The following is a 23,758-nucleotide window of genomic DNA, read 5'->3' as shown; positions in this document are numbered from 1 at the left end:
ACTTCGAGCGGCGAGATTTTTTCATGGAGTATTCATGATCGACGCACAGCGCATCGACCTGAGCTTTGACGGCACCAACTTGGTGTTGCAGGGCGTAGACCTGCACGTCAAGGCTGGGGAGTTTGTCGCGCTCGCAGGCCCGAGTGGCTGTGGCAAAACCACCTTGCTCAACCTGTGCGCGGGGCTGGTGGATTTGCCTGCAGGACAGCGGCTGCTGGTGGCGGGCGAAAAGCCAGCGCTGGGCAGCCACAACGTGGCTTACATGTTGGCCCGCGACAGCTTGTTTCCGTGGCTCAACGCGCTGGACAACGCCGCCTTTGGCCTGAAGGTTCGGGGCGTGCCCATCGAAGAGGCCCGTGAACGGGCCGCCTTGATGCTCAAGCAAGTCGGGCTCGGCGGGTCTGAGTACCGACTGCCCAAAGCCTTGTCGCATGGCATGCGCCAACGCGTGGCACTGGCCCGCACCTTTGCCATGCCATCGCCCCTGCTGCTGATGGACGAGCCCTTTGGGGCACTGGACGCGCAAACCAAGTTGCAGCTGCAAGACCTGCTGCTGCAGTTGTGCCAAGAAGGCAACCGCACGGTGCTGTTTGTGACGCATGACTTGTCCGAAGCCGTCGCGCTGGCCGACCGGGTGATGGTGATGTCATCGCGTCCGGGGCGGATCGTGGCCGATGTCCAGGTGCCTCTGGCGCGTCCGCGCTCTATCCGTGAACTGCAGACCAGCGATGACTTCCATCACACCTACACCCAAGTCTGGAAACATCTCGAAGAAGGGTGGGTGCATCATGAGGGCTGAAACCTTGCGTACCTTGTCATTGCATGCCCTGTTCCTGTGCGTGGTGCTGGGCTTATGGGAGTGGGCTGCCCGAGCAGGTTGGGTTGACCCGAGTTTCATGGGCAGTCCGACGGGCATCATCACCTTCACGCTGGACAACCTGACCAACGCCCGCATGTGGGGCGATTTGGGCTACACCCTGTTGGCCGTGTTCGCGTCTTTTGTCATTGGCTCGGTTGCCGCCATGATCACGGGCTTGGCCTTTGTGACCTGGCCCAAGTTCGAGGCTTTTTGCGACCCCTACATCTCTGCCTTCAATGTGCTGCCGCGCATTGCGCTGGTGCCGCTGTTCATTTTGTGGTTTGGTTTGGGTATCGGCTCCAAGATCGCTCTCGGGGTTTCGCTGACGTTCTTCATTGTGCTGTCCAGCACGGTGGCCGGTATTCGGGGCGTCAGCCAGGACCATGTGACGCTCACCCGCACCCTGGGTGCCAGCAGTCGGCAGATGTTTTTCTCAGTCACATTGCCGGGCGCTGTTCCTGTGCTGTTCTCAGGATTGCGCTTGGGCGTGATCTATGCCTTGCTGGGCGTGGTGGGCGCAGAAGTCATTGCTTCCGAGCGTGGCCTTGGGCAGCAACTGGCCTACCTGGGCTCTACTTTCAACGTCAACGGCGTGTGGTCACTGCTGTTTGATCTGGCGCTCATTGGGGTGCTGATCATGAAGCTGATGAACTGGATCGAACGCCGTTTGCTGCACTGGCAATAAGCCGGTGAACACCATCACATCAAGGAGATTAAAAAATGAACTTCCGTCACATCCAGGTCGATCCCATGACGCCCACCATCGGCGGCATGATCAGCGGCGTTGATTTGAACAACACCCGCTCAGAAGACGTTTACGAAGAAATCAAAAAAGCGCTGTGGCAATACGGCGTGGTGTTCTTCCGCAAGCAGGCCTTGAAGCCCGAGGCTTACATCCGTCTGGGCCAAAACTTTGGCGAGATGGAGCAGCACGAGTTCTTCCCGCACATTGAAGGTCACCCCCAGATCCAGCTGATCTCCAACCAGGGCAACGAAGCCCCCGAGACCGACCGCTGGCACACCGACGTGACCTTCCGCAAGAAGCCCAACATGGTCTCCATCTTGCGCATCACCGACTTGCCCCCCTCGGGCGGTGACACCATGTGGATGCACGCGGGCGCGGCCTACGACGCCCTCAACCCCGGCATGCAGCAAATGCTCGAAGGCCTGCAGGCCGATCACGACCTGCCTTGGCACTTTCGCCGCATCAACGCCAGCGAGCGCTTTGCACAACGCGCCACCGCCAAGAGCGGCATGCTGGTCACGGCCAGCGAGCAAGAGTGCAAGATGATCGAGAACACGCCCACGGTGACCCATCCGGCCGTGATCACGCACCCTTACAACGGCCGCAAGATCCTGTTCGTCAATTCGATCTGGACCAAGCGCCTGCTGGGCATGCACATGGACCTGTCCGAGGCCGTTTTGCACATGCTCTACGAGTGGGTCAAAAAGCCCGAGTTCATGGTGCGTTTCCGCTGGGAAAAAGATTCCTTGGCCATGTGGGACAACTGCGCCACACAGCACTACGCCGTGTTCGACTACGCGCCGCACTACCGCGCTGGCCAGCGCATGACCTGCGGCAGTTTTGTGCCCACGCTCAACCCCGGCGCAGCCCCTGCGGGTGGCCAGCCCTCGGTGATGCGCCAGTTGCTGGACACCACCCGCATGCAAGCGGCCAGCCCGAGCGAGCAGAAGGCGGTGGAAGCCATCTTCAGTGCGCTGGAAAGCGTGGACCTGAACGCCGTGGCCACAGCGGCCCAGCGCCGTTGAACCCGGGATGCACCCTGTCATGAGTTCATTGAACCCCATCGAACTGGCCGACCACGACCTGGCCGCCTTGCAGGAGGCCCGCGACTTGCTGGGCCGCGCCCGGCAAGCCGCTGCCACGCTCGCGCTGTGGACGCCCGAAGAAGCCAAGCGCGTGGCCAAAGAAGTGGCCGCGGCCTTGCTGCCGCGTGCCGAGTTTTATGCCGAGTGGGCCGTGCGCGAAAGCCGCATTGGCAAAGTCGCCGACAAGATCGCCAAAAACCAGTTGGCCTGCACCCTGACGCCCACCGCTTGGGACAATGTGGCCCTGGGCGGCGTGCGCCGCAACGACGCGCTGCGCATCGTCGAGATCGGCCGTCCGGCCGGTGTGGTGGTGGGCTTGTCCAACTCCACATCACCCGTGGCCACCATCATCTTCAAGGCCATCCTGTGCCTGATGACGCGCAACGCGCTGGTCATCTCGCCGCACCCTGTTGCGCTGGGCTGCTGCACCGCTGTGACCAATGAATTGCAGGCCGCCATTGAAAAAGCCGGTGGTCCGGCCAACGCTCTGCAAATCCTGACCCGCCCCACGGTCGAGGCCACAGGCGCGCTCATGCGCGATGCCCGCACTGACGTGATTTTGGCCACCGGTGGCACGCCCATGGTGCGTGCGGCCTATGGCTCGGGCAACCCCGCCATTGGCGTGGGCTCGGGCAATGTGCCGATTTATGTGGACGCCAGCGCCGACATTCAAGCCGCTGCGCAGACCATTGTGACCGCCAAGAACTTTGACCACGGCAGCCCCTGCCAGGCCCCCTCGGTGCTCTTGTTGCACGCTGCCATCGCCGGGCCGATGCAGCAAGCGCTTGCCCGCCAGGGTGCGCATGTGTGCACCGAAGAAGAAGCACAAAAAATCCAGAACCACGCCTTTCCGGGCGGCAAGTTCAACGGCAAAGTGGTCGGACGCCCCGCGTTTGAGATCGCGCAGGCCGCTGGCGTGCAGGTGCCACGCGACTGCCAGGCCTTGGTCTGCCCCATCGCCAACCCGCAGGCTGGCCATGTGATGCTCAAGGAAAAGCTCTCGCCGATTTTGGGCTGCGTGGTGGTGCAAGACGTTGACCAGGGCATTGGTGTGGCGCGGCTCATGCTGCAGCACAGCGGCGCAGGCCACACCACCGGCATCCACTCGGCATCGGCCGAGCAGGCGGTGTACTGGGGCGCGGCGCTCGACTATTACCGTGTGGTCGTCAACGGCTCCACGGTGCACGACAGCACCGGTGGCAACACCGGTTTGCCTTACACCTTCACCATCGGCACGGGTTACGCGGGCAAAAGCTCGGTTGACTGCAACGTCGGCCCCGAGCTGCTGGTCAACTGGAAGCGCGTGGCCTTTCCGCTGCCGGGCGGCTGGGCCGGGGCCATGGCTTCAGGCGCAGCTTTGCCAGCGGCACCGGGCCAGTTGTCCACCCTCACGCCTGAACTTCAGGCCACCGTCCTGCGCATCGTGCAGGAAGAACTCGAACACCTTCGCTGAAAGCCCCTCATGTCCACTTTGCGCAGTTACATTTTTCTGGACCGCTTGCAGCCACAGCTGATGTGCATGATCGGATCCACCGCCCGTGGCTTCCTGCCGCGCCACAACGACGCCGCCATGGTGATCGAAGTCGCACCCGGCATGGACATCGAGTGGTTGACCGACATCGCGCTCAAGCACGACAACGTCAAGCCCGGCAACCTGGTGGTTGAGCGTCAGTTCGGCTATCTGGAGTTCCACGGCCAGTCTTCTTCGTCCGTCAAGTCGGCGGGTGCTGCGGTGCTCGAAGCCATGGGCGTGAGCGAGAAAAGCGTGCTCAAGCCCGAAATCCTGGCCTCCAAAGTCATTGACCGTGTCGACGGTTACCACGCCTTTTTGATCAACCGCAGCAAATCGGGCAGCATGCTCTTGCCCGGCGAGTCGCTCTACATCATGGAGATGACCACCTCGTCTTATGCGCTGCTGGTGGCCAACGAGGCCGAGAAGGCCGCCAACGTGAAACTGATCGACTGCCGCTTCATGGGTCCAGCCGGTCGCTTGTACCTGTCGGGCAATGCGTCGGACGTGCGTGCCGCCGCTGCCGTGGCCGAGGCCGTGATCCGCGACGCAGGAGGTGCTGCATGACCACTGACGCCTTGCGCGCGCAAATTCGCACGCAGGTGCGAAAAGCTTTGGGCGCTGCGTCCAGCCCAACCCCGGCGGCTGACGCGTCCGTGGCGGCTTTGATGCGCCGCTTTGAAGCCGGTTACGAGACCGTGAGCGCCGAGGCCATCGTGGCCTGCTTTGCGCCCGATGTAGTCTGGATCCTGCCCGACTCACGCGTGCTCAACGGCCGCGAAGCCTGCCTGGCGTTTTTGAAAGAACGCTTTGCCAGCCCCACTGGCCCGAAGTTTTCGGACTCACACATGAACGTGCTGGGCCAGACCGTGGTGCAAAACTACAAAGTGTCCGTGCCACTGCCCGGCGGCCAAACCGGCACCTACGACGGCACCGATGTCTACCAAATTCGCAACGGCCTGATCGCCCGCAAAGACGCTTACTGGAAGCAAGTGGGCATGCCCAAGCCTGCGCCTGCACCTGCACCTGCACCTGCAGCGCCATCGGCCCCAACTCAGGCCGCTGCCAGCCCCGCAGGCGTGGTGGTGCCCTTGCGTGTGGGCACGGCCGCGCAAGCCGCTGCGCTGACCGACCTCTTCAAGCGCCTGGCTGCCAGCCCCGCCCTGCTGCAAGCGGCGCAATCGGGTTTGCTGCGTTTTGACATGGGTGTGGACGAAGCGGCGGTGAAAGCCGTGGCGGCCTCTGCTGGTTCATCCGGTGGTGCGTCCGGAGGTGCCTCGGCCATGGCCGCCACCACCGCCATTGACCCGGCCGCTTGCTGCCCCTCTTGCAAAGAAGGCAAAGCCTGCGAATGCAAGGGCGACACCTGCGAGCTGCATGACCACAAAGCGCAAGTCCCTGAACTCCAAGGTGTGATTGGCGAGAAGCTGCTCAAAACCTTGCCCGCCAATGTCAAAACCGTTCGCATCCACCCCAAAGCGGTCCTGACCCCTTTGGGCAAAGAGGCCCTGCGCAAGCGCGGCATCGCCATTGAACGAGGAGCCACCGCATGAAAACAGGAACCGTGATCGGCCGCATCGTGGCCAGCAAACGCCTGCCCGAGTTGCCTGCGGGTGCCTTGCTGGAAGTGCAACTGGACTACCCCAAGGACGTGGTCGTTTGCTACGACCCGCTGGGCTGCGGCATCGGCGAGCGCGTGATGATCACCATCGGCGCACCCGCTGCCTGGTGGTTCGCCCCAGCGCACCCGCGTGTGGTGGCCGATGCCCTGGTCATTGCCTCACTCGACAACTACGACACCCCCACACCGATGCGTTGACGCAGCGGTATTTTTTCCCTCAACCTTTCCCTCAACCCTTTCTTTTTTAACCCCTCAAGGAGACTCACATGTCACAAGCTATCGGAATGATCGAAACCAAAGGTTATGTTGCTGCCTTCGCTGCCGCTGACGCCATGGTCAAAGCCGCCAACGTCAACATCGTTGGCAAAAAAGAAGTCGGTGGCGGCCTGGTCGCCATCATCGTCTCGGGCGACGTGGGTGCCGTCAAAGCCGCCACCGAAGCCGGTGCAGAAGCCGCAGGCGCGATCGGTGAAGTGGTGTCCTGCCACGTCATCCCACGTCCACACGCTGACGTGTCCAAAGCCTTCGACGGCAAGTGATCGCAGGCTGTTGCAGATAAGGAGGCCGCATGGCCACAACTAAAAAAACCGCAGCGCCTGCCAAGCCGGCCGCTGAGCTTCGGGTTTACCTGACGCTCACCGACCTGCAGCCCCAGTTCTCCTCGTGGATGAGTTCGCCCTTGGGCGCACGCGGCTACGTGGCGATGCAAGGCACCAACGCGCTGCTGGTCGAGATCGCCCCCGGTCTGTCCATTCAACGTGTGATCGATCTGGCCCTCAAGGCCGAGCCCACACTGGAGCCCGGCATCCTGGCCGTGGAGCGGCAGTTCGGCGTGCTGGAGTTGCACAGCAACGACAGCGAGGCGCTGCAACGTGCTGGCCAGGTCATTTTGGACTGGATGGGCGCCAAGGCCCAAGACCAGCTGCGCCCGCATCTGCTGTACAGCGACATTCTGGAAAACGTGACCGATCAGCACGCCGTGCTGATGAACCGGACACGCCAAGCCAGCATGGTGCTGCCTGGCCAGAACATGCTGCTCATGGAAGTGGCCCCGGCCCTGTTTGGTGCCCACATGGCCAACGAAGCCGAAAAAGTCGCCCCCGACCTGACCTTGGTCGAGTGCAGCATGATCGGTGCGAGCGGCCGCATGTACCTCACGGGCAGCATGGCTTCGCTCGAAAAAGCCAAAGCCCATGTGGAGCAACTGCTGTCGGAAATTCCGGGCAGAGGCTGATGCGCTTGCCGGTCAGTGCGTGACCCCTAAGGGGACGCACTGACCCGTGCATGGATGGGAATGTCTGGGTTGTTTAACCCAGACATCGCTTGCACTTCAAGCCTTTCTCAGGCCACCCATCAGCATGTATTTCAATTCCAAATAGTCATCCAGACCGTGGTGTGAGCCTTCCCGGCCCATGCCCGATTCTTTGATGCCGCCGAAGGGTGCCACTTCCGTCGAGATGAGGCCCTCATTGATACCGATGATGCCCGCTTCCAGTTGCTCGGCAACGGCCCAGACCCTGGCCAAATCACGGCTGTAAAAATAAGCGGCCAAACCTGATGGGGTGTCGTTGGCCAGACGGATGGCTTGCTCTTCGGTTTCAAACCGATAACAGGCCGCGATGGGACCAAAAGTTTCCTCTTGCGCCATCAGCATGTCGGTTGTGGCATCGGTGACAACCGTAGGTTCAAAAAATGTGCCGCCCAGCGCATGCCGCTGGCCACCGCATTGGATGCTGGCCCCTTTGGCGACAGCATCTTGCAGGTGCTTTTCCACTTTCGCCAAGGCGGCCTCGTTGATCAAGGGGCCCTGTTCGACACCAGCTTGCAAAGCCGATCCCACTTGCAACTGCCGCACACGTTCGGTGAGCTTGGTGGTGAAGGCGTCAAACACACTGTTTTGAATCAAAAACCGGTTCACACAAACGCAGGTTTGGCCCGTGTTCCGAAACTTGGAGGCCATGGCGCCGTCTACAGCAGCGTCCAGATCGGCGTCATCAAAGACGATGAATGGGGCATTGCCGCCCAGTTCAAGTGATACTTTTTTCAAGGTGTCTGAGGCTTGGCGCATCAGCAATTTCCCGACGCGTGTAGACCCGGTGAAAGACAGTTTTCGGACCACGGGACTGTTCATCAGTGTCTCGCCAATGGCTGGCGCATCACCGCAGACCACATTCAGAACGCCATCAGGCAAGCCTGCTTTTTGACCGAGAACCGTCAGGGCGTGGGCAGAAAGAGGGGTCTCCTCTGAAGGTTTGAGCACCACGGTGCAGCCAGCGGCGAGTGCAGGCCCCACTTTGCGCGTGACCATGGCCAAAGGAAAGTTCCATGGGGTGATGGCGGCCACAACCCCGACCGGCTCTTTGAGCACAAGCACCCGTGCCCCTGATTTGAAGGAGGGCACGATATCGCCATGGGCGCGTTTGGCTTCTTCGCCAAACCACTCCAGAAAGCTGGCGGCATAAGCAACTTCCCCGCGTGCTTCGGCCAAAGGTTTGCCCTGCTCGGTGCTCAGGATCAAAGCGAGATCGTCCTGATGCTCCATCATCAGGTCGGCCCAGCGCCGCAAGATGGCGCTGCGTTGCTTGCCGGTGGTTTTGCGCCAGGAAGTCAGGGCGTCTTGCGCGGCATGGATGGCGGACTCGGTCTGCGCTGTGCCCGCGCGTGCGACAGTGGCAATGCGCTCACCTGTGGCGGGGTTGGTCACCGCGAAAGTCACAGCGCTGGCCAGCCACTGGCCATGGATGAAGCTGCCCGTTGGCAGCAAGTCTTGTTGCTTCAGGCGTTGTGTGAGGTTCATGGGTCACCGATGACAAGTTGAAAAAGGTGAAATCTAGAGGGGCAGGGTGCAGCTGACAAACGATAAATATGGAGGGGGTGGATGAGTTTATGGAATGCGTGGCCACATGAGATTTCCTCATGGGTGGTGCTCATATAAATCGGTTGTTGCTGCACCATGTCCTTGCGCACAATGTGGCTTGCTTTTGAGCAGACGGTCTGAACAGACACACTGAACAGACGGTCCATTGAACAACCCATTTGGAAATGAATCTGAACATGTACATCGGTGAATCATTTATCGGTAGCGGCCCGAACGCAGCACACATCAACGTGATGGTTGGCCCTCGAACCGGCCCCGTCGGATCGGCCTGGGCAGGCGCTCTGTCATCGCCCACAAAAGGGCATTTGCCCTACATGGTCGTGCTGCAGCCAGGTGTGCCCGTCAAACCCATGACGGCCTTCATCAACAAAGCCGATTTGCGGGGTGAGCAGCATGAAACCATGACCTGGGGTCCGGCGCAAGCAGGTGTGGCCAAGGGTGTGCAAGAGTGTTTGCTTGAAGGCGTGTTGCCGCCTGAGGCTGAAAACGAGTGGTGCGTGATTGCGGCGGTCTGGGTGAACTGGACGGCCCATGATGCGGACGAGGTGTTTGCCAACAACTACGCCGCGGCCAAAGGTGCCGTGCAGGCTGCCATGCGCCAAGAACCTACATTGGCACAGGTTCGCCAAGCCGCAACCGATGTGAAAAACCCGTTCTACACACCCAAAGCCTGAGGACACACCATGCAATACGTCAACTTTGGCCAAACGGGCATGAAGGTGTCCCGCCTTTGCTTGGGCACCATGGGCTTTGGTACGCCTGCGTGGCGTCCGTGGGTGATGGATGAAAGCGCCTCCACACCGGTCATTCACGCCGCCATAGAGCGGGGTATCAACTTCATTGATCTGGCGGACTTTTATTCCATCGGTGTGTCCGAAGAAGTCGTGGGTCGCGCCATCCGCCATATTCCCCGTCACAAACTGGTGTTGGCCTCCAAGTGCCTGTACGCCATGAGCGACGATGTGAATGACCAAGGTCTGTCGCGCAAGCACATTTTTGATGCGGTGGATGCTTCCCTGCGCCGCATCGGGACCGACTATCTGGATTTGTTTGTGATCCATGGCTTTGACCCGTCAACCCCCATGGAAGAAACCATGCGTGCACTGGACGATGTGGTGCGCTCGGGCAAGGTGCGTTACATCGGGGCTTCGACCATGTATGCCTGGCAGTTCGTGAAGATGAACTATTTGGCCAAAGTTCATGGATGGACTTCGTTTGTGTCCATGCAGTGCCAGCTCAATGCCGCTTACCGCGAAGAAGAGCGCGAGATGATTCCGTATTGCCAGCATGAGGGTTTGGCCGTCACGCCGTTCTCTCCTTTGGCGCGGGGTTTGTTGAGTGGCAATGCGACGTCACTGCGCAACAAGACCGATCAGTTCACCACCCAGCAGTATGACGACCAAACCAGTTTGGACATTGCACGCGCTGTGGGTCAGATTGCTGAAAATCGGGGTGTTTTACCTTCGCAAATTGCATTGGCCTGGGTCAACGCAAGGCCCGGTGTGACCTCCACCCTGATTGGGGTTGAAACCATTGAGCAATTGGATCAAAACATCAGCGCTCTGGACATGGTGTTGACGCCGCAGGAGCTGTTTGAAATCGACCGTTGCTACACGCCATGTGATGTCATCAACGATTACAACCTCAACCGAATTCCACGTCAGCCACGCTGACATGGATTGCCGGGTCAGGGGTCCATGGGCGCAGACGGAGGACTGTGAATCAGGGCTTTGAGGGTGTTCAGGCCACTGATCAATTGCTCGGTGATCTGGGGTGAGTTCAAGCTGATCCGAATGGCGTGTGGTGCCGCAGAGCGGCCCACCGCAAAGTGGTCAGCGGTTCTCACCAGCACACCGGCATGCCGCAATGCCGCAGAAAATTGCCCGGCCCGCCAAGGGTCGGGCAAGGGCATCCACAACAAGGGATATTCGCTGTCCGATTGGAAATCAAGGCCGTCCAGAACGGTGTTGGCGATGGCCAGCCGCTCTTGAATGGCCTTTCTTTGCAAGCCAATCAGGTACTCCATTTCGCCGCTTTCGATCCAGTGCGAGGCAATTTCCGGCATCAAAGGTGCCACCATCCAGCTGTCGGCCCGAATGCTGGCGGCGAGCTTGTCAAGCCATTCGGGGGCGGCTTCCAAAAAACCGATCCGCAATCCGGGTGCAATGACCTTGGAAAAACTGGACAACAAAAAAGACCGCTCTGGCAGCCAAGTTGACAAAGCGGGCAAGGGGCTGACCTGAGCGGCCGCATGGACACCATCTTCAATGACCAGCAAATTGCTTTTGCGAGCGATGGCTGCGATTTCTTCCCTTCGGGAGATGGGCATGGTGCTGCCTGTAGGGTTGTGCAGCGAAGGGGAGCAGTACATGAATTTGGTGTCAAAGGTTTTGGCCGCGCGTTCCAGCGCCTGAGGAACCATGCCCTCGCTGTCCATCTCGACACCAATGAGCTGCAAGCGCATGGATCTGGCCAAGGCCTGCAAGCCGGGGTAACTCAAGGATTCTGTCAACACCGCATCACCGGGACGAGCCAGGGTGCGCAAGATGCATGCAAGTCCATGCTGGGCACCGTGGGTGATCATCACCCGGTTCCAATCCCCTGAGGTGCCAAATCGCTTCAACCATTGGGCCCCGGCTTCCCGGTGGCGCAACAGCCCCGTTTCCGGTTGGTAACTGAGGACTTGGCGCAAGGCCTCTGGCGATGCAGACAAGGCGTCGAAGGCCCGCTTGAGCGCCTGTGTGTCGTCCGTCGGAATGGACACGTTGTGGGCCAGGTCAATCGGAGTCGCCTGGAGTTCAGTGGGGGCAAACGATGTGCTTCGCTCCAAAGCACGCACATAGGTGCCGTCACCCACGCGTGCACTGGCCAGACCGCGCCGCTCCAAATTGGCATAAGCGCGGCTGATGGTGCCTGCAGTCACCCCCAGCCGATGGGCCAAATCCCGCTGCGGCGGGAGTTTTTCCCCCATTGCAAATTGGCCCGCCAAAATGGATTGGGCCAAATCGTCTGCAATGAGCTGGTATTTGGGTTTTGTGGCGTCGCCAAGGCTGGTGATTGAGATCAACTGTTCAAAAGACAAACGCTCCTCCTCAAGCTGGGTGACGGGATGATTGCACCATTGCGGATGCCGGTGTGATGGGGAGACCCCTGTGTTCAATTACTCAATTTGAACGCATTGAATGGGTGCATTCTTGTGAATAGCATATGGCATTGACATTCAAGAAGTACCCCAGCAATGCACCGACCGCCAAAGACAGACGCCACAAGTGTGTCTGTCCCGTTAGAGATGGGTAAGCCATTGACTGCAGAACCAGCGCCCACAAGCCTGATGGCACAACCTTGGGTGCTCTGGGCTTTGGCCGTGGTCTATGTTTTTTGGGGCACCAGTTATTTGGCCATCAAACAGGCAGGTCAAGACTTTCCGCCCATGATGCTGGTCGGGTTGAGGAATTTGCTGGCCGGCGGACTGATGCTCTTGCTGGCGTGGATGCTGAAACGACCTTTCGGGACATTCCGGCAGGGGATGAATGCATCGTGTGTGGGGGTCTTGATGATTGCTGTGGGCGCGAGTTTGCTGGCCATGGGCATTCGGTATGTCGACTCGGGGTTTGCTGCAATGCTGTTTGCCACCGTGCCCGTGGCGGTGTGCCTGATGGTGGCCGTGACAGGCTCGCGCATTGTCCTGATGCAATGGTTGGGCACCTTGGTGGGTGTTTTGGGTTTGGTGCTGATGAACAAAGACATTGACGGATCCTTGCAAAGCGCAGGCATGTGGTTGATCTTGGCGGCTGTGATTGCAACCGCCGCATCCGCCGTGATGATGGACCGCATGCCCATGCCGGGCGATTTGATCGTGGCAACCGGCGTGCAGATGGTGGCAGGCGGCGCAGTCGCTTGCATCGTTGGCTGGATGCTCGGTGAGCGCATCGAAGAGGTGGGCTTTTCCGCCTGGATGGCCTGGCTGTACCTGAGCCTGATGGTGTCCGTTTTGGGCTACATGTCCTACACCTATTTGTTGCTCAAAACAGGGCCGGTGTTGGCCAGCAGTTATGCCTATGTGAATCCTCCCGTCGCCCTGTTGGCTGGTGCGGCCATGCTGGGTGAGTCGGTGACTTCGTCTGGATTGTTCAGCATGGTTTTGGTCTTGCTTGGGGCCATGGTTGTGCTTTGGGGAACACCGGCTCAGCGCGCCCAGGCCAGCAGCAGTGCAGATCAATTTATGAAAAAAGCAAATACATGAACAGCTACGATTTCATCATTGTGGGTGCTGGGTCAGCGGGCTGCGTTTTGGCCAATCGGCTCAGTGAAAACCCGGATCGCCGTGTGCTCTTGATCGAGGCGGGTGGGTCCGACCGCAGCCCTTTGATCCAGGTGCCGCTGGGTTATGGCTTGACCTTTTCACACCCACGCTACAACTGGATGTACGACACCCAGCCCGATGCCGCGTTGAACGGTCGCACGTCCTTTTGGCCCCGGGGCAAGGTGCTGGGCGGCAGCAGCTCGATCAACGCCATGGTCTACATCCGAGGCCAGGCCGGCGACTTCGACGACTGGCGCGACGCGGGCAATCCCGGCTGGTCTTGGGACGATGTGCTGCCCTATTTCAAGCGCTCCGAAGACCATGTGTGGGGCGCCTCGACGCACCATGGCGCTGGCGGTGAGCTGCGCGTGAGCGATTTCACCCAACAAGTGCACCCCTTGTGCCAAACCTTTTTGGACACCGGTGTGGCCTTGGGTTGGCCCAAGACCCCAGACTTCAACGGTGCGCAAGCCGAAGGGGTGGGTTTGTGGCAAATGACGATTCGCGACGGCAAGCGCGAGTCCACCGCCAACGCGTTTTTGCGCCCGGCCATGGGCCGCGCCAACCTGACGGTCATGACCCACACGCAGGTCACCCGTGTGCTGATGGCCAACGGCCGGGCCACCGGGGTGGCCTGCGTGCAAAAAGGTTGCGAACAGACCTTCAACGCACGCAAAGAGGTGATTTTGTCGGGCGGTGCGATCAACTCGCCACAGCTGCTGCAGCTGTCGGGCATCGGCGATGCCGAGCACCTGCAAAGCGTGGGGGTGCCCGTGGTGCACCACCTGCCCGCTGTGGGCCAAGGTCTGCAAGACCACCTGTGCGTGTCTTATTACTTCAAGTCCAAGGTCAAGACGCTCAACAACGAGCTCTACCCGTGGTACGGCAAGGTGAAGGCGGGGTTGCGTTACTTGCTGGATCGCAAAGGCCCGTTGGGCATGAGCGTGAACCAGGCGGGGGCTTTTGTGCGCAGCCGCCCTGGATTGGAGCGCCCCAACATGCACCTGTACTTCAACCCGATCAGCTACACGGCCAGCACCATGAAGCCCGGGCGCATCCCCAACCCCGACCCGTTCGCCGCGTTCTTGATTTCCTTCAACACTTGCCGCCCCACCAGCCGCGGCCGCGTGTCCATCGAATCGGCCAATCCGCTGGACAAGCCCAAGATCGAAACGAATTTTTTGAGCACCGAGCAAGACGTCAATGATGTGCTGGAAGGCGCGCAGTTGCTGCGCCGCATCGCCGCCACGCGACCACTGGCCGATGCCGTCGAGAGCGAGCACTTGCCGGGGCTCGGGACCCAAACACCGCAGGCCATCCTGGACGACTTTCGCGCCAGGGCCGGCTCGGTCTACCACGCCTCGTGCACCTGCGCCATGGGACCAAGCGCCGAGACTTCGGTGGTCGACGCCCGCTTGCGCGTGCACGGCATCCAAGGCCTTCGGGTGGTGGACGCGTCGGTGTTCCCTTTTGTCACCTCGGGCAACACCAACGCGCCGACCATCATGGTGGCCGAAAAAGGCGCCGAGATGATTTTGCAAGACAACGCCTGAGTCCCTTTCTTTTTTTAACACAGACCCCATCACCATGAGCACAGATTTTCAAGCGCTGGTTTTGAACCAGCAAGACGGCAAAACCACGTCAAACGTCCAAGGGCTGAGCCTGCAAGATTTGCCCGAGGGCGATGTGTTGGTGCAAGTCGAGTACTCCAGCATCAACTACAAAGACGCCATGGCGGTGACCGGCACCGGAAAAATCATCCGCCAATTCCCCATGGTGCCGGGCATCGATTCGGCCGGAACCGTGATCGAGTCGAGCAACCCGCGCTTCAAAGTGGGCGATGCGGTGGTGCTGACCGGTTGGGGCGTGGGCGAACGCCACTGGGGTGGTTTGGCGCAACGCCAGCGCGTCAAGGCTGACTGGTTGGTGCCCTTGCCCCAAGGCATGAGCCCCTTGACAGCCATGACCATGGGCACCGCCGGCTTGACCGCCATGCTGTGCGTGATGGCCTTGCAAGACGCGGGTGTCGCGTCTGGCCCTGTGCTGGTCTCGGGTGCCACCGGCGGCGTGGGCAGCGTGGCCGTGGCGGTGTTGGCGCGCTTGGGCTACAGCGTGAGCGCCTTGAGCCAACGCCCCGATGCCTCGCGCGCCTATTTGACCCAACTCGGCGCCACCGAAGTGATTGGCGGGCCTGAGTGGAGCGAGAAACCCAGCCCCTTGGCCACCCAGCGTTGGGCTGGCGCGGTGGATGTGGTGGGCGGCACGACCTTGGCGCGGATCTTGAGCGAAACCCATTACGGTGGCGCGGTCGCGGCCTGCGGCTTGGCCGGTGGCGTGGGCTTGGAGACCACGGTGATGCCCTTCATCTTGCGCGGTGTGCGCCTCTTGGGCGTGGACTCGGTGATGTGTCCGACCGAGCGGCGTCTGTTGGCTTGGCAGCGTTTGGGCACCGAGTGCCCCAACGTCGAAGGCCTGGGTTTACAACGCGTTGTGGGTCTGAGCGAGGTGTTGGCGATTTCGCAAGAAATGATGGCCGGCCGCGCACACGGCCGTGTGGTGGTCGATGTCAACCGCTGAAATGCCCGAGGACACCATGCACGCCACCCGTGAACACCGTCTGGACGCCCTGCTGCGTCCCCGCTCCATTGCCATCGTGGGCGCCAGTGGGCGCGAGGGCAGTTTTGGCAAACAGCTGCGCTTGTCGATTGAGTCCCTCGGCTACGAAGGCGAAGTATTTCTGATCAACCCCAAGTACGAGCAGATCGATGGTCTGCCGGCTTACCCCAGTTTGGCCGCACTGCCGCATCCGGTCGATTGCGTGGCCATGGCCATCGCCGACAAGGCCTTGCCACACAACCTGGAGCTGGCGGCAGCTGCCCAAGCGCGCTCGGCCCTGATGTTTGGCCGTGCATATGGCGCAGCCGATGATGGGCGCGAGCTGATGCCCACCTTGTCTGCCATCGCCCAAGCAGGCAACATGCAGCTGTGTGGGGCCAATTGCATGGGCTATGTGAATTTGGAAGACCGCTTGCAAATGACGGGCTTCCCGTTTTCCACCTTGTCCGAACCGGGCCACGTGGCCTTGGTGTCACACAGCGGCTCGACGTGGTCGGGCATCGTGGGCAATTTGCGCCAACTGCGCTTCAACTATGCCATTTCGGCCGGTCAAGAATTGGTCACCGGGGTGGCCGACTACATCGACTTTTTGGTCGATCAGCCCTCGACTCGGGTCATCTGTTTGGTGCTGGAAACGGTACGTCAGCCCGAGGCATTTTTGGCGGCGCTGGGGCGCGCACGCGCCCAAGGCATCGCGGTCATTGCCTTGAAGCTGGGTCGCAGCGCACAAGGCCAGGTGTTTGCCCAATCGCACAGCGGGGCCATGTCGGGCAGCGCCGATGTGTACGACGCCATTTTTGAACGCCACGGTGTGGTCAGCGTGCGCACCTTGGACGAGTTGATGGACACTGCCGAGCTGTTTGCTGCTGCACGGCGTCCCCACAACGGATCGATTGGCCTGGGGTGCGACTCCGGAGGGGAGCGTCAACTGATCGCCGATGTGGCCGAGCCACTGGGCTTGTCGTTTGCGCCTTTGAGCCAGGCGACCGTGACCCGGCTCGAAGGCTTGCTCGATCCTGGCATTGAAGTGGCCAACCCTTTGGATTACTGGGGTGACGGCAACGACATCATCGCCGACGCTTTGCTGGCCTTGGCCAGCGACGAAGGGGTCGGCACTGTGGTCATGGCCACCAACATCCCCGACGGTCAAGACTTCACCAACGCTTGCACCGCCGCCTTGGAAAAAACCTATGCGGGCACATCCAAACCCGTGGTTTTGATGGGCAACGTGGCCAACACCATGTCGCCCACCGAATGCGCGCGCTACCGCGCTGCGGGCATCCCTGTGCTCATGGGGACAGAGACCGCTTTGCGTGCCTTGCGCCACTACACGCGGTACCACGACCGTTTGGCTGCCAGTGCTGAACATGCGCCCGCTCTGGCAGCGCCGAGCGTGCCTGCCGCCGTGACCGAACGTTGGCTCAAGCGCCTGCAACAAGCTGCACAAACCCAGACCAGCGTGCAAGACTTTGATTTGCTGCGCGACTTTGGCGTGTCGGTGCCGGCATCGCTGAGCACCGCCGATCTGGCGCAGGCTTTGGACTTTGCGAACGCCACCGGTTATCCGTTGGTGGCCAAAATTGATTCGCCCGACATCGCCCACAAATCCGACATGGGTGGTGTGATCTTGGGCATCCACAACGAGCAGGCTCTGCGCGAAGCCCTGAACCGTTTGCACGCCATCGCGCCGGGCCCGGTTTTGCTGCAACAGCAACTGCAGGGCAGTGAATGGATTCTGGGCATGAAACAAGACCCCCAGTTTGGCCCCACCTTCACCTTCGGTTGTGGCGGCATCTTTGTGGAAATCCTCAAGGACTACACCACCTTGCTGCCCCAGGACAGCGTGGCGCAGATTCGCCAAAAAATCCAATCGCTCAAGGCCTATCCCTTGTTGGCGGGCGCGCGCGGACGTGCAGTGACCGATGCGGCGCAATTGGCCGCCGTGGTGCACGCGTTCATGCGCATGGGCCTGGCCTTGCAAAGCGGGGTGGCCGAAATGGAAATCAACCCCTTGCTGGTCGATGGCCACCGCATCGCCGCAGTCGACCTGTTGGTCATCCCCCTGTCTGAGGACAACACATGAACAAACCATACGAAACCATCCGCACCGAAACCGTCGGGCGTGTCGGCGTGATTCACCTGAGCCGCGCCCGCAAACTCAACGCCATCAATGGCCAAATGATGCAAGAGGCCACCGAGGCCTTGCGCGCTTATTCGATCGATCCAGCCATCGGTGCCATCGTCCTGGCAGCCGAGGGCCGGGCCTTCAGCGCGGGCTTTGACTTGAAAGAGTTGGCCGAACAACACCTCACCACGGCCGAGCAGTGGGGCGAGGTCTTGCGCGCCGACTTTGACTTTGTCATGCAGTTTTGGGACTGCCCCAAGCCCACCGTCTCGGCCATCCACGGCCACTGCATTGGTGGCGGCATGGAATTGGCCGTGTCGTGCGACTTGACGATTGCCGATGCCGACACACTCATGGGCGAGCCCGAAATGAAGTTCGGCTCCAGCATCGCGGCCTTGGTCTTGCCTTGGCTGATCGGTCCCAAGCAGGCCAAAGAGTTGTTGCTCACCGCCAGCGACCGGGTCACGGCACAACGCGCTTACGAGTTGGGACTGGTCAATGAGGTCACGCACGGCGGCACGCACTTGCAACGCGCCCTGGAGGTTGCCCAAGCCATGGCGGGTTACTCGGCCATGTCGGTGCAAATGACCAAAAAAGCCATCAACCGCAGCCTGGACATCGCCGGCATGCGCCAGGCTTTGCTGGCCGCCATCGACACCGCCACCTTGATCGAGGCCAATGTGCGCCCCGAAAACGTCGAATTCGAACGCATCCGCAGCACCGAAGGCATGCAAGCGGCCTTGGCTTGGCGCGATGCCAAAGCCAAACCCTGAGGTCAGACCTCATCCACAGACACGCAACAAAGGAAACAGACACCATGAACAACGCCAGCCAACCCGCCGTGGGCTTCATCGGATTGGGCAGCCTCGGTGAAGGCTTGTGCCACAGTTTGGTCAAAGCGGGCTTTCCCGTCACCGTGACCGATTTGAACAAAGCCAGCGCCCAACGCTTGATCGCCGCCGGTGCGCAGTGGTCCGACGACGTCGCGGGCGTGTGCCGCAACGCCGAGGTGGTCATCACCGTCTTGCCGTCACCTGCCGTCTCGCGCCAAGTGGTCGAAGGCCCCGAGGGCGTGTTGACGCACCTCAAGTCCGGTGGCATCTGGATCGAGATGAGCACCACCGACTTGGAAGACCTCAAGCGCTTGGCCGCTTTGGCCAAAACCCGTGGGATCTCGGTGCTGGAGTGTCCCGTCACGGGCGGTGTTCACTTGGCCAATTCGGGTGAAATCACCGTGCTGGTCGGCGGTGAAAAAGACACCTTCGAGCGCGTCGAATCGCTGCTGGGCACCATGGGTGGCGAGATCATTTACATGGGTCCCATGGGCAACGCTTCGGTGGTCAAGGTGGTCACCAACATGCTGGCGTTCATCCACTTGGTGGCGGCCGGTGAGGCCATGATGCTGCCGGCCAAATACGGCGTGGACCCCGACGCCACCTACCGCGCCATTCGCGCGAGTTCGGGCAACAGCTTTGTGCACGAAACCGAATCCAAGCTGATCCTCAGCGGCAGCTACAACGTGAAATTCACCATGGACTTGGCTTGCAAGGACTTGGGCCTGGTCAACGGCATCGCCGAAAAACTGGGTGTGCCGCTCGAGTTGGGCAGCATCACGCAGCAAATTTTCCGTCGCGCCCGCGGCCTGTACGGCAGCCAAGCGCAGTCGCCCGAAGTGGTGCGCATGCTCGAGCAGGCCTGCGGCTTGGAGTTGCGCGCCGACGGTTACCCGACCGAGCTGGTCGCCGAGTAAACCCATGAGCTCGTCCAACCCCACACGAACACGCGACGACTGGGCGCGAGCCGCTGCGAAGCTGACGCCCGCTCAGAGCCATTTCATTGGTGGCCGCAGCGTGCCGTCGCGCGCAGGCGCCACCATGCCTTGCATCAACCCGGCCAACGGACAGCTCATCGCCCAGGTGGCGCGCGGCCAGGCCGAGGATGTGGACGCGGCCGTGGCCTCGGCGCAAGCGGCTTGGCGCGACGGGCGCTGGCGCCTGCAGTCGCCGCGCCAACGCATGGCGGTGTTGCAGCGCTGGGCCGACCTGATCGAGCAACACGCACACGAGCTGGCATTGCTCGAAACGCTGGACATGGGCAAGCCCATCTCCGATGTGCTCAACATCGACCTGCCTGAGGTGCTGCGCACCTTGCGTTATTTCGCCGAGTGCATCGACAAACTCGACGGTGCCGTCACGCACACCGCGCCCGAGGCCATGCACCTCATCACACACGAGCCTTTGGGGGTGGTGGGGGCGATCACCCCTTGGAACTACCCCATGCTCATGGCCATGTGGAAGCTTGCACCCTGTTTGGCTGCGGGCAACTGTGTGGTGCTCAAGCCGGCCGAACAAGCGCCCTTGACGTGCACGCGTTTGGCGCAGTTGTTTGTGGACGCGGGCGGCCCCGAGGGGGTGTTCAACCTGGTCAATGGCGTGGGGGCCGAAGCCGGACAAGCGCTGGCCCTGCACCCCGATGTCGCCAAGATCACCTTCACCGGATCGACCGCCGTGGGCAAGTTGCTCATGGCCTATGCCGGTCAGTCCAACCTCAAGCGGGTGGCCTTGGAGACCGGGGGCAAGAGCCCGCAAATCTTCATGCCCGATTTGTACGACCTCGACGCCGCGGTGGACCGCGCCGTGGGTGGCATCTACGACAACGCCGGCCAGGTGTGCAACGCCGGTTCGCGTTTGTTGGTGCACCGTTCCTTGTACGACGCTTTTGTGGAGCGCTTTGTGGCGCGCACGCAGCAAACCTACCGCCCCGGCGACCCTTTGGATCCCGCCACCACCATGGGCCCCTTGGCCAGCCGAGGCCACCAAGCTGGTGTGCTCAAACGCATCGCGCTGGCCCAAGCCGAGGGTGCGCAATGCGTGATAGGCGGCGGCAGCACCTTGGGCGAGGAAGCCACGTTTGTGGCGCCCACGCTCATCGCCGGGGCGACGCAGTCGATGGCCATCGTGCAAGAGGAGGTCTTTGGCCCCGTCGCCACGGTGCAAACCTTTGACACCGAAGCACAAGCGCTGCAGATGGCCAACGACTCCATCTACGGCTTGGCCGCCTCGGTCTGGACGTCCGACCTGAAAACCGCGCACCGCATGGTGGGCGCGCTCGAGGCGGGCGTGGTTTGGGTCAACTGCTTTGGCGACGGCGACATGACGCAGCCCTTTGGTGGCTACAAGCAAAGCGGCAACTCGCGCGACAAACACATCGACAGTCTGCTGTCGTACATGCAAAGCAAATCGGCGTGGTTCAACCTCGTTTGAAACTCCCACACGCCAAAGGAACAACATGATTCGATGCAACTTTTATATCGACGGCGCTTGGGTAGAACCCCAGAGGACCGGTGCCGAGCACCCCATCGTCAACCCGGCCGACGAGAGCGTCATGGGCACGGTGGCCATGGGCTCGGCCGAGGACGCGGCGCTGGCGGTGCAAGCCGCGCGGCGCGCTTTTGACGGCTTCAGCCAAACCACGATGGCGCAGCGCCGGGCCTTGTTGGCGCAGCTCAAAACGGTGTTCGAACAACGTTACACCGAGATGGCCCAAGCCATCAGCCACGAAATGGGCGCGCCGTGGGATTTGGCCTACGACTCCCAAGCCGAGTGTGGCCCGGGGCACATCCAGGCCACCTTGGACGCGGCTGCGGACTACCCCTTTGAAGCACCAATCGGCACACACGGTCAGCTCTTGGCCGAGCCCATTGGTGTGTGTGTGCTCATCACACCCTGGAACTGGCCCATCAACCAGATCATGTCCAAACTGGCCCCGGCTTTGTTGACCGGTTGCACTGTGGTCATGAAGCCCAGCGAATTCGCGCCCTTGTCGGCGCGCTTGGTGGCCAAGATGGTGCACGAGGCCGGTTACCCGCCCGGTGTTTTCAACCTGCTGTACGGCGATGGCCCCGTGGTGGGCTCGGCGCTGTGCGCAGACCCCGAGGTGGACCTGGTGTCCTTCACCGGCTCGACCGCCGCCGGCGTGTCGGTGGCCAAGGTCTCGGCCGACACGGTCAAGCGCGTGGTGCAGGAGTTGGGTGGCAAATCGCCCAACCTCGTGTTCGCCGATGCGCCTTTGGAAGAAACGATCGGGCGCGCGGTGCGCAAGTGCTTCAACAACACCGGGCAGTCGTGCAACGCACCCACGCGTTTGTTGGTGCAGCGCGCCGTGTACGACGAAGCGGTGGCGATTGCCGCACGCGTGGCGGCCCAGGTGCGCGTGGTGCACCCGAGCGAGCGCGGTGATGGCGTGGGTCCACTGGCCATGCGCCGCCAATTCGAGACGGTGCAGCGTTTCATTCAGTTGGGTCTCGACGAAGGGGCCCGCTTGGTGGCCGGCGGCTTGGGGCGCCCCGACGGGTTTGAGCGTGGTTACTACGTCAAGCCCACGGTGTTTGCCGATGTGCGCAACGACATGGCGATTGCCCAGCAAGAGATCTTCGGCCCCGTGCTGTGCATCTTGCCCTTTGACGACGAAGCGCACGCCATCCGTTTGGCCAACGACACCCCGTTTGGCTTGGCCGCCTACATCAACACCGCTAACTCCGAGACCGCGCAACGCGTGGCGCGTCGCTTGCGCGCGGGCACCATCTCCATCAATGGTGTGGGCAATGAATATTGCTCGCCCTTTGGCGGCTACAAACAGTCGGGCAATGGTCGCGAGTGGGGTCGCTTTGGTTTGCAAGACTACCTCGAATACAAGTGCATCAACGGACAGTGAAACTGGGAGAACCTCATGAAAATCATCGACGTCAAAACCTTTGTGGTCGGCAACCCCCCCCCGGGGTTTGGTGGCCGCTATTTTGTTTTTTTGAAACTCATCACCGACGCCGGCATTGAAGGCTTGGGCGAGGTGTACAGCTTGCCTTTCCACCCGCACGTGGTGGAAAAAATGATCAAAGACGTGGTCGAGCGCTGCGTGATCGGACAAGAGCCCTACAACATCGAGCGCATTTGGCGCAGCGTGTATTCGAGCGGTTTCACCCAGCACCCCGATCTGTCGATGATGGGCATCTTGAGCGGCATCGAAATGGCCTGCTGGGACATCGTGGGCAAAGACGTGAACAAACCGGTCTATAAATTGTTGGGCGGCCAAGTGCACGAGAAGCTGCGCAGCTACACCTACATTTACCCCAAGCCCGGCGACAAGACCGACGTCTACGCCGACCCGTTCTTGGCCGCCGAGCGCGCCGCCGAATACCTCGCCATGGGCTTCACCGCGCTCAAGTTCGACCCGGCTGGCCCGTACTCCGCTTATGACGGCCGCCAGCTCTCACTCACCGAGTTGGAACGGTCCGAAACCTTCGTGCGGATGTTGCGCGAAGCCGTGGGCACCAAGGCCGACCTCTTGTTCGGCACGCACGGCCAGATGACGGCGGCAGGTGCACTGCGCCTGGCGCGCCGGTTGGAGCCTTACGACCCGCTGTGGTTCGAAGAGCCGATGCCCCCGGACAACCCCCGCGAGATGGCCAAGGTCGCCCGTGGCACGAGCATCCCGATCGCCACTGGCGAACGCTTGGCCACGAAATACGACTTTGTGCGTTTGCTCGAAGAAGGGGCTGCCGCGATTTTGCAAATGAACCTGGGCCGCGTCGGTGGCATTTTGGAAGCGAAAAAAATCGCTTCCATGGCCGAGGCCTACCACGTGCAAATCGCGCCGCACCTGTATTGCGGACCGGTGGTGGGCGCGGCCAACATCCAGCTGGCCACCTGCAGCCCGAACTTCCTGATCCAAGAAAGTATCTTGGATTGGACAGGTTTCCATTCCGAGATTTTGAAGAAACCGATCCAGTGGCAAGACGGCTATATCATCCCGCCGACCGAACCCGGTTTGGGTGTGGAACTCAACGAAGAGGTGGCCTTGAAGCACCCCTACACCGGCACAGCACTGCACTTGGACATGACACACCACCCGATCCTGCCTTGAGTCTTGTCATCGCTGAAAAATGTTGTGATGCATTGCGAGTACTACATGGGGGCAAATACTCGGATTGCATCACGGGTTTCCGATGATTCATGTCCAG

At 61.1% G+C, this 23,758-nt stretch carries 22 protein-coding genes; 20 read left to right on the top strand and 2 right to left on the bottom strand.

Annotated elements, in window-relative coordinates; genetic code table 11:
* Positions 1–34: 34 nt before the first annotated feature.
* The 9 genes from AMM33_RS06375 (at position 35) to AMM33_RS06335 (ending at position 7,054) form a co-directional block, all read left to right on the top strand.
* Positions 35–799: an ABC transporter ATP-binding protein gene (locus AMM33_RS06375; RefSeq protein ID WP_090139660.1), complete on the top strand. Its 765-nt coding sequence runs from the start codon at positions 35–37 to the stop codon at positions 797–799.
* A complete protein-coding gene (locus tag AMM33_RS06370; protein ID WP_090139658.1) occupies positions 789–1,544 on the top strand; it encodes an ABC transporter permease in 756 nt (251 codons plus the stop codon). Before AMM33_RS06375 ends, AMM33_RS06370 begins: the two co-directional genes overlap by 11 nt.
* 35 nt (positions 1,545–1,579) lie before the next feature.
* Positions 1,580–2,629: a TauD/TfdA dioxygenase family protein gene (locus tag AMM33_RS06365; protein WP_090139657.1), complete on the top strand. Its 1,050-nt coding sequence runs from the start codon at positions 1,580–1,582 to the stop codon at positions 2,627–2,629.
* Positions 2,630–2,648: 19 nt separating this feature from the next.
* Positions 2,649–4,142, top strand: coding sequence for an aldehyde dehydrogenase family protein (locus AMM33_RS06360; protein ID WP_194945275.1), 1,494 nt, complete (start codon positions 2,649–2,651; stop codon positions 4,140–4,142).
* A gap of 9 nt (positions 4,143–4,151) precedes the next feature.
* A complete protein-coding gene (locus AMM33_RS06355) occupies positions 4,152–4,766 on the top strand; it encodes a BMC domain-containing protein (protein WP_090139652.1) in 615 nt (204 codons plus the stop codon).
* On the top strand, positions 4,763–5,752 hold the full coding sequence (locus AMM33_RS06350) for a nuclear transport factor 2 family protein (protein ID WP_090139650.1): 990 nt from the start codon (positions 4,763–4,765) through the stop codon (positions 5,750–5,752). Before AMM33_RS06355 ends, AMM33_RS06350 begins: the two co-directional genes overlap by 4 nt.
* Positions 5,749–6,018 carry a EutN/CcmL family microcompartment protein gene (locus AMM33_RS06345; RefSeq protein WP_090139648.1) on the top strand — a complete coding sequence of 90 codons (270 nt, stop codon included), beginning with the start codon at positions 5,749–5,751 and terminating at the stop codon, positions 6,016–6,018. Before AMM33_RS06350 ends, AMM33_RS06345 begins: the two co-directional genes overlap by 4 nt.
* Positions 6,019–6,086: 68 nt before the next feature.
* Complete coding sequence (locus AMM33_RS06340) at positions 6,087–6,359, top strand: BMC domain-containing protein (RefSeq protein ID WP_019427480.1); 273 nt, start codon at positions 6,087–6,089, stop codon at positions 6,357–6,359.
* 29 nt (positions 6,360–6,388) lie between these two features.
* Positions 6,389–7,054 carry a microcompartment protein gene (locus AMM33_RS06335; protein WP_090139647.1) on the top strand — a complete coding sequence of 222 codons (666 nt, stop codon included), beginning with the start codon at positions 6,389–6,391 and terminating at the stop codon, positions 7,052–7,054.
* A 96-nt stretch (positions 7,055–7,150) separates the two neighbouring features.
* Here the strand turns inward: AMM33_RS06335 and AMM33_RS06330 are convergent, their stop codons facing one another.
* The gene (locus AMM33_RS06330) at positions 7,151–8,617 is read right to left on the bottom strand and encodes an NAD-dependent succinate-semialdehyde dehydrogenase (RefSeq protein WP_090139645.1); all 1,467 of its coding nucleotides are present in this window, start codon (positions 8,615–8,617) and stop codon (positions 7,151–7,153) included.
* A 257-nt stretch (positions 8,618–8,874) separates the two neighbouring features.
* Here AMM33_RS06330 and fae point away from each other — a divergent pair, with 257 nt between their 5' ends.
* Positions 8,875–9,372: a formaldehyde-activating enzyme gene (gene fae, locus AMM33_RS06325; RefSeq protein WP_228767982.1), complete on the top strand. Its 498-nt coding sequence runs from the start codon at positions 8,875–8,877 to the stop codon at positions 9,370–9,372.
* Between the two features lie 9 nt (positions 9,373–9,381).
* Positions 9,382–10,371, top strand: a complete 990-nt coding sequence (locus tag AMM33_RS06320) for an aldo/keto reductase (protein WP_090139641.1) — start codon at positions 9,382–9,384, stop codon at positions 10,369–10,371.
* A gap of 14 nt (positions 10,372–10,385) precedes the next feature.
* Here the strand turns inward: AMM33_RS06320 and AMM33_RS06315 are convergent, their stop codons facing one another.
* Positions 10,386–11,780 (bottom strand): aminotransferase-like domain-containing protein, encoded by a 1,395-nt coding sequence (locus AMM33_RS06315; RefSeq protein WP_194945274.1) that lies wholly within the window; start codon positions 11,778–11,780, stop codon positions 10,386–10,388.
* A 249-nt stretch (positions 11,781–12,029) separates the two neighbouring features.
* On the opposite strand from AMM33_RS06315, the gene AMM33_RS06310 reads away from it, so the two are divergent.
* From AMM33_RS06310 to AMM33_RS06270, 9 genes are read left to right on the top strand one after another with little or no spacing between them, the layout of a single operon-like run.
* Positions 12,030–12,941, top strand: coding sequence for an EamA family transporter (locus tag AMM33_RS06310; RefSeq protein WP_194945273.1), 912 nt, complete (start codon positions 12,030–12,032; stop codon positions 12,939–12,941).
* Positions 12,938–14,554, top strand: a complete 1,617-nt coding sequence (locus tag AMM33_RS06305) for a GMC family oxidoreductase (protein WP_090139636.1) — start codon at positions 12,938–12,940, stop codon at positions 14,552–14,554. Before AMM33_RS06310 ends, AMM33_RS06305 begins: the two co-directional genes overlap by 4 nt.
* A 34-nt stretch (positions 14,555–14,588) precedes the next feature.
* Complete coding sequence (locus AMM33_RS06300; RefSeq protein ID WP_090139634.1) at positions 14,589–15,578, top strand: MDR family oxidoreductase; 990 nt, start codon at positions 14,589–14,591, stop codon at positions 15,576–15,578.
* 16 nt (positions 15,579–15,594) lie between these two features.
* Complete coding sequence (locus tag AMM33_RS06295) at positions 15,595–17,700, top strand: acetate--CoA ligase family protein (protein ID WP_194945272.1); 2,106 nt, start codon at positions 15,595–15,597, stop codon at positions 17,698–17,700.
* A complete protein-coding gene (locus tag AMM33_RS06290; protein ID WP_090139630.1) occupies positions 17,697–18,515 on the top strand; it encodes an enoyl-CoA hydratase/isomerase family protein in 819 nt (272 codons plus the stop codon). The genes AMM33_RS06295 and AMM33_RS06290 overlap by 4 nt, the downstream gene beginning before the upstream one ends.
* A complete protein-coding gene (locus AMM33_RS06285) occupies positions 18,488–19,492 on the top strand; it encodes an NAD(P)-dependent oxidoreductase (RefSeq protein ID WP_255350674.1) in 1,005 nt (334 codons plus the stop codon). The genes AMM33_RS06290 and AMM33_RS06285 overlap by 28 nt, the downstream gene beginning before the upstream one ends.
* Before the next feature lie 4 nt (positions 19,493–19,496).
* Complete coding sequence (locus AMM33_RS06280; protein ID WP_090139626.1) at positions 19,497–21,005, top strand: aldehyde dehydrogenase family protein; 1,509 nt, start codon at positions 19,497–19,499, stop codon at positions 21,003–21,005.
* 25 nt (positions 21,006–21,030) lie between these two features.
* A complete protein-coding gene (locus AMM33_RS06275; RefSeq protein ID WP_090139624.1) occupies positions 21,031–22,455 on the top strand; it encodes an aldehyde dehydrogenase family protein in 1,425 nt (474 codons plus the stop codon).
* A 15-nt stretch (positions 22,456–22,470) separates the two neighbouring features.
* Positions 22,471–23,661 (top strand): mandelate racemase/muconate lactonizing enzyme family protein, encoded by a 1,191-nt coding sequence (locus AMM33_RS06270; RefSeq protein ID WP_090139622.1) that lies wholly within the window; start codon positions 22,471–22,473, stop codon positions 23,659–23,661.
* The last annotated feature ends 97 nt before the right edge of the window (positions 23,662–23,758 follow it).

This window comes from Limnohabitans sp. DM1 (assembly GCF_001269385.1).
Classification (GTDB): Bacteria; Pseudomonadota; Gammaproteobacteria; order Burkholderiales; family Burkholderiaceae_C; genus Limnohabitans_A.
This window is presented reverse-complemented; position numbering and strand designations above follow the sequence as displayed.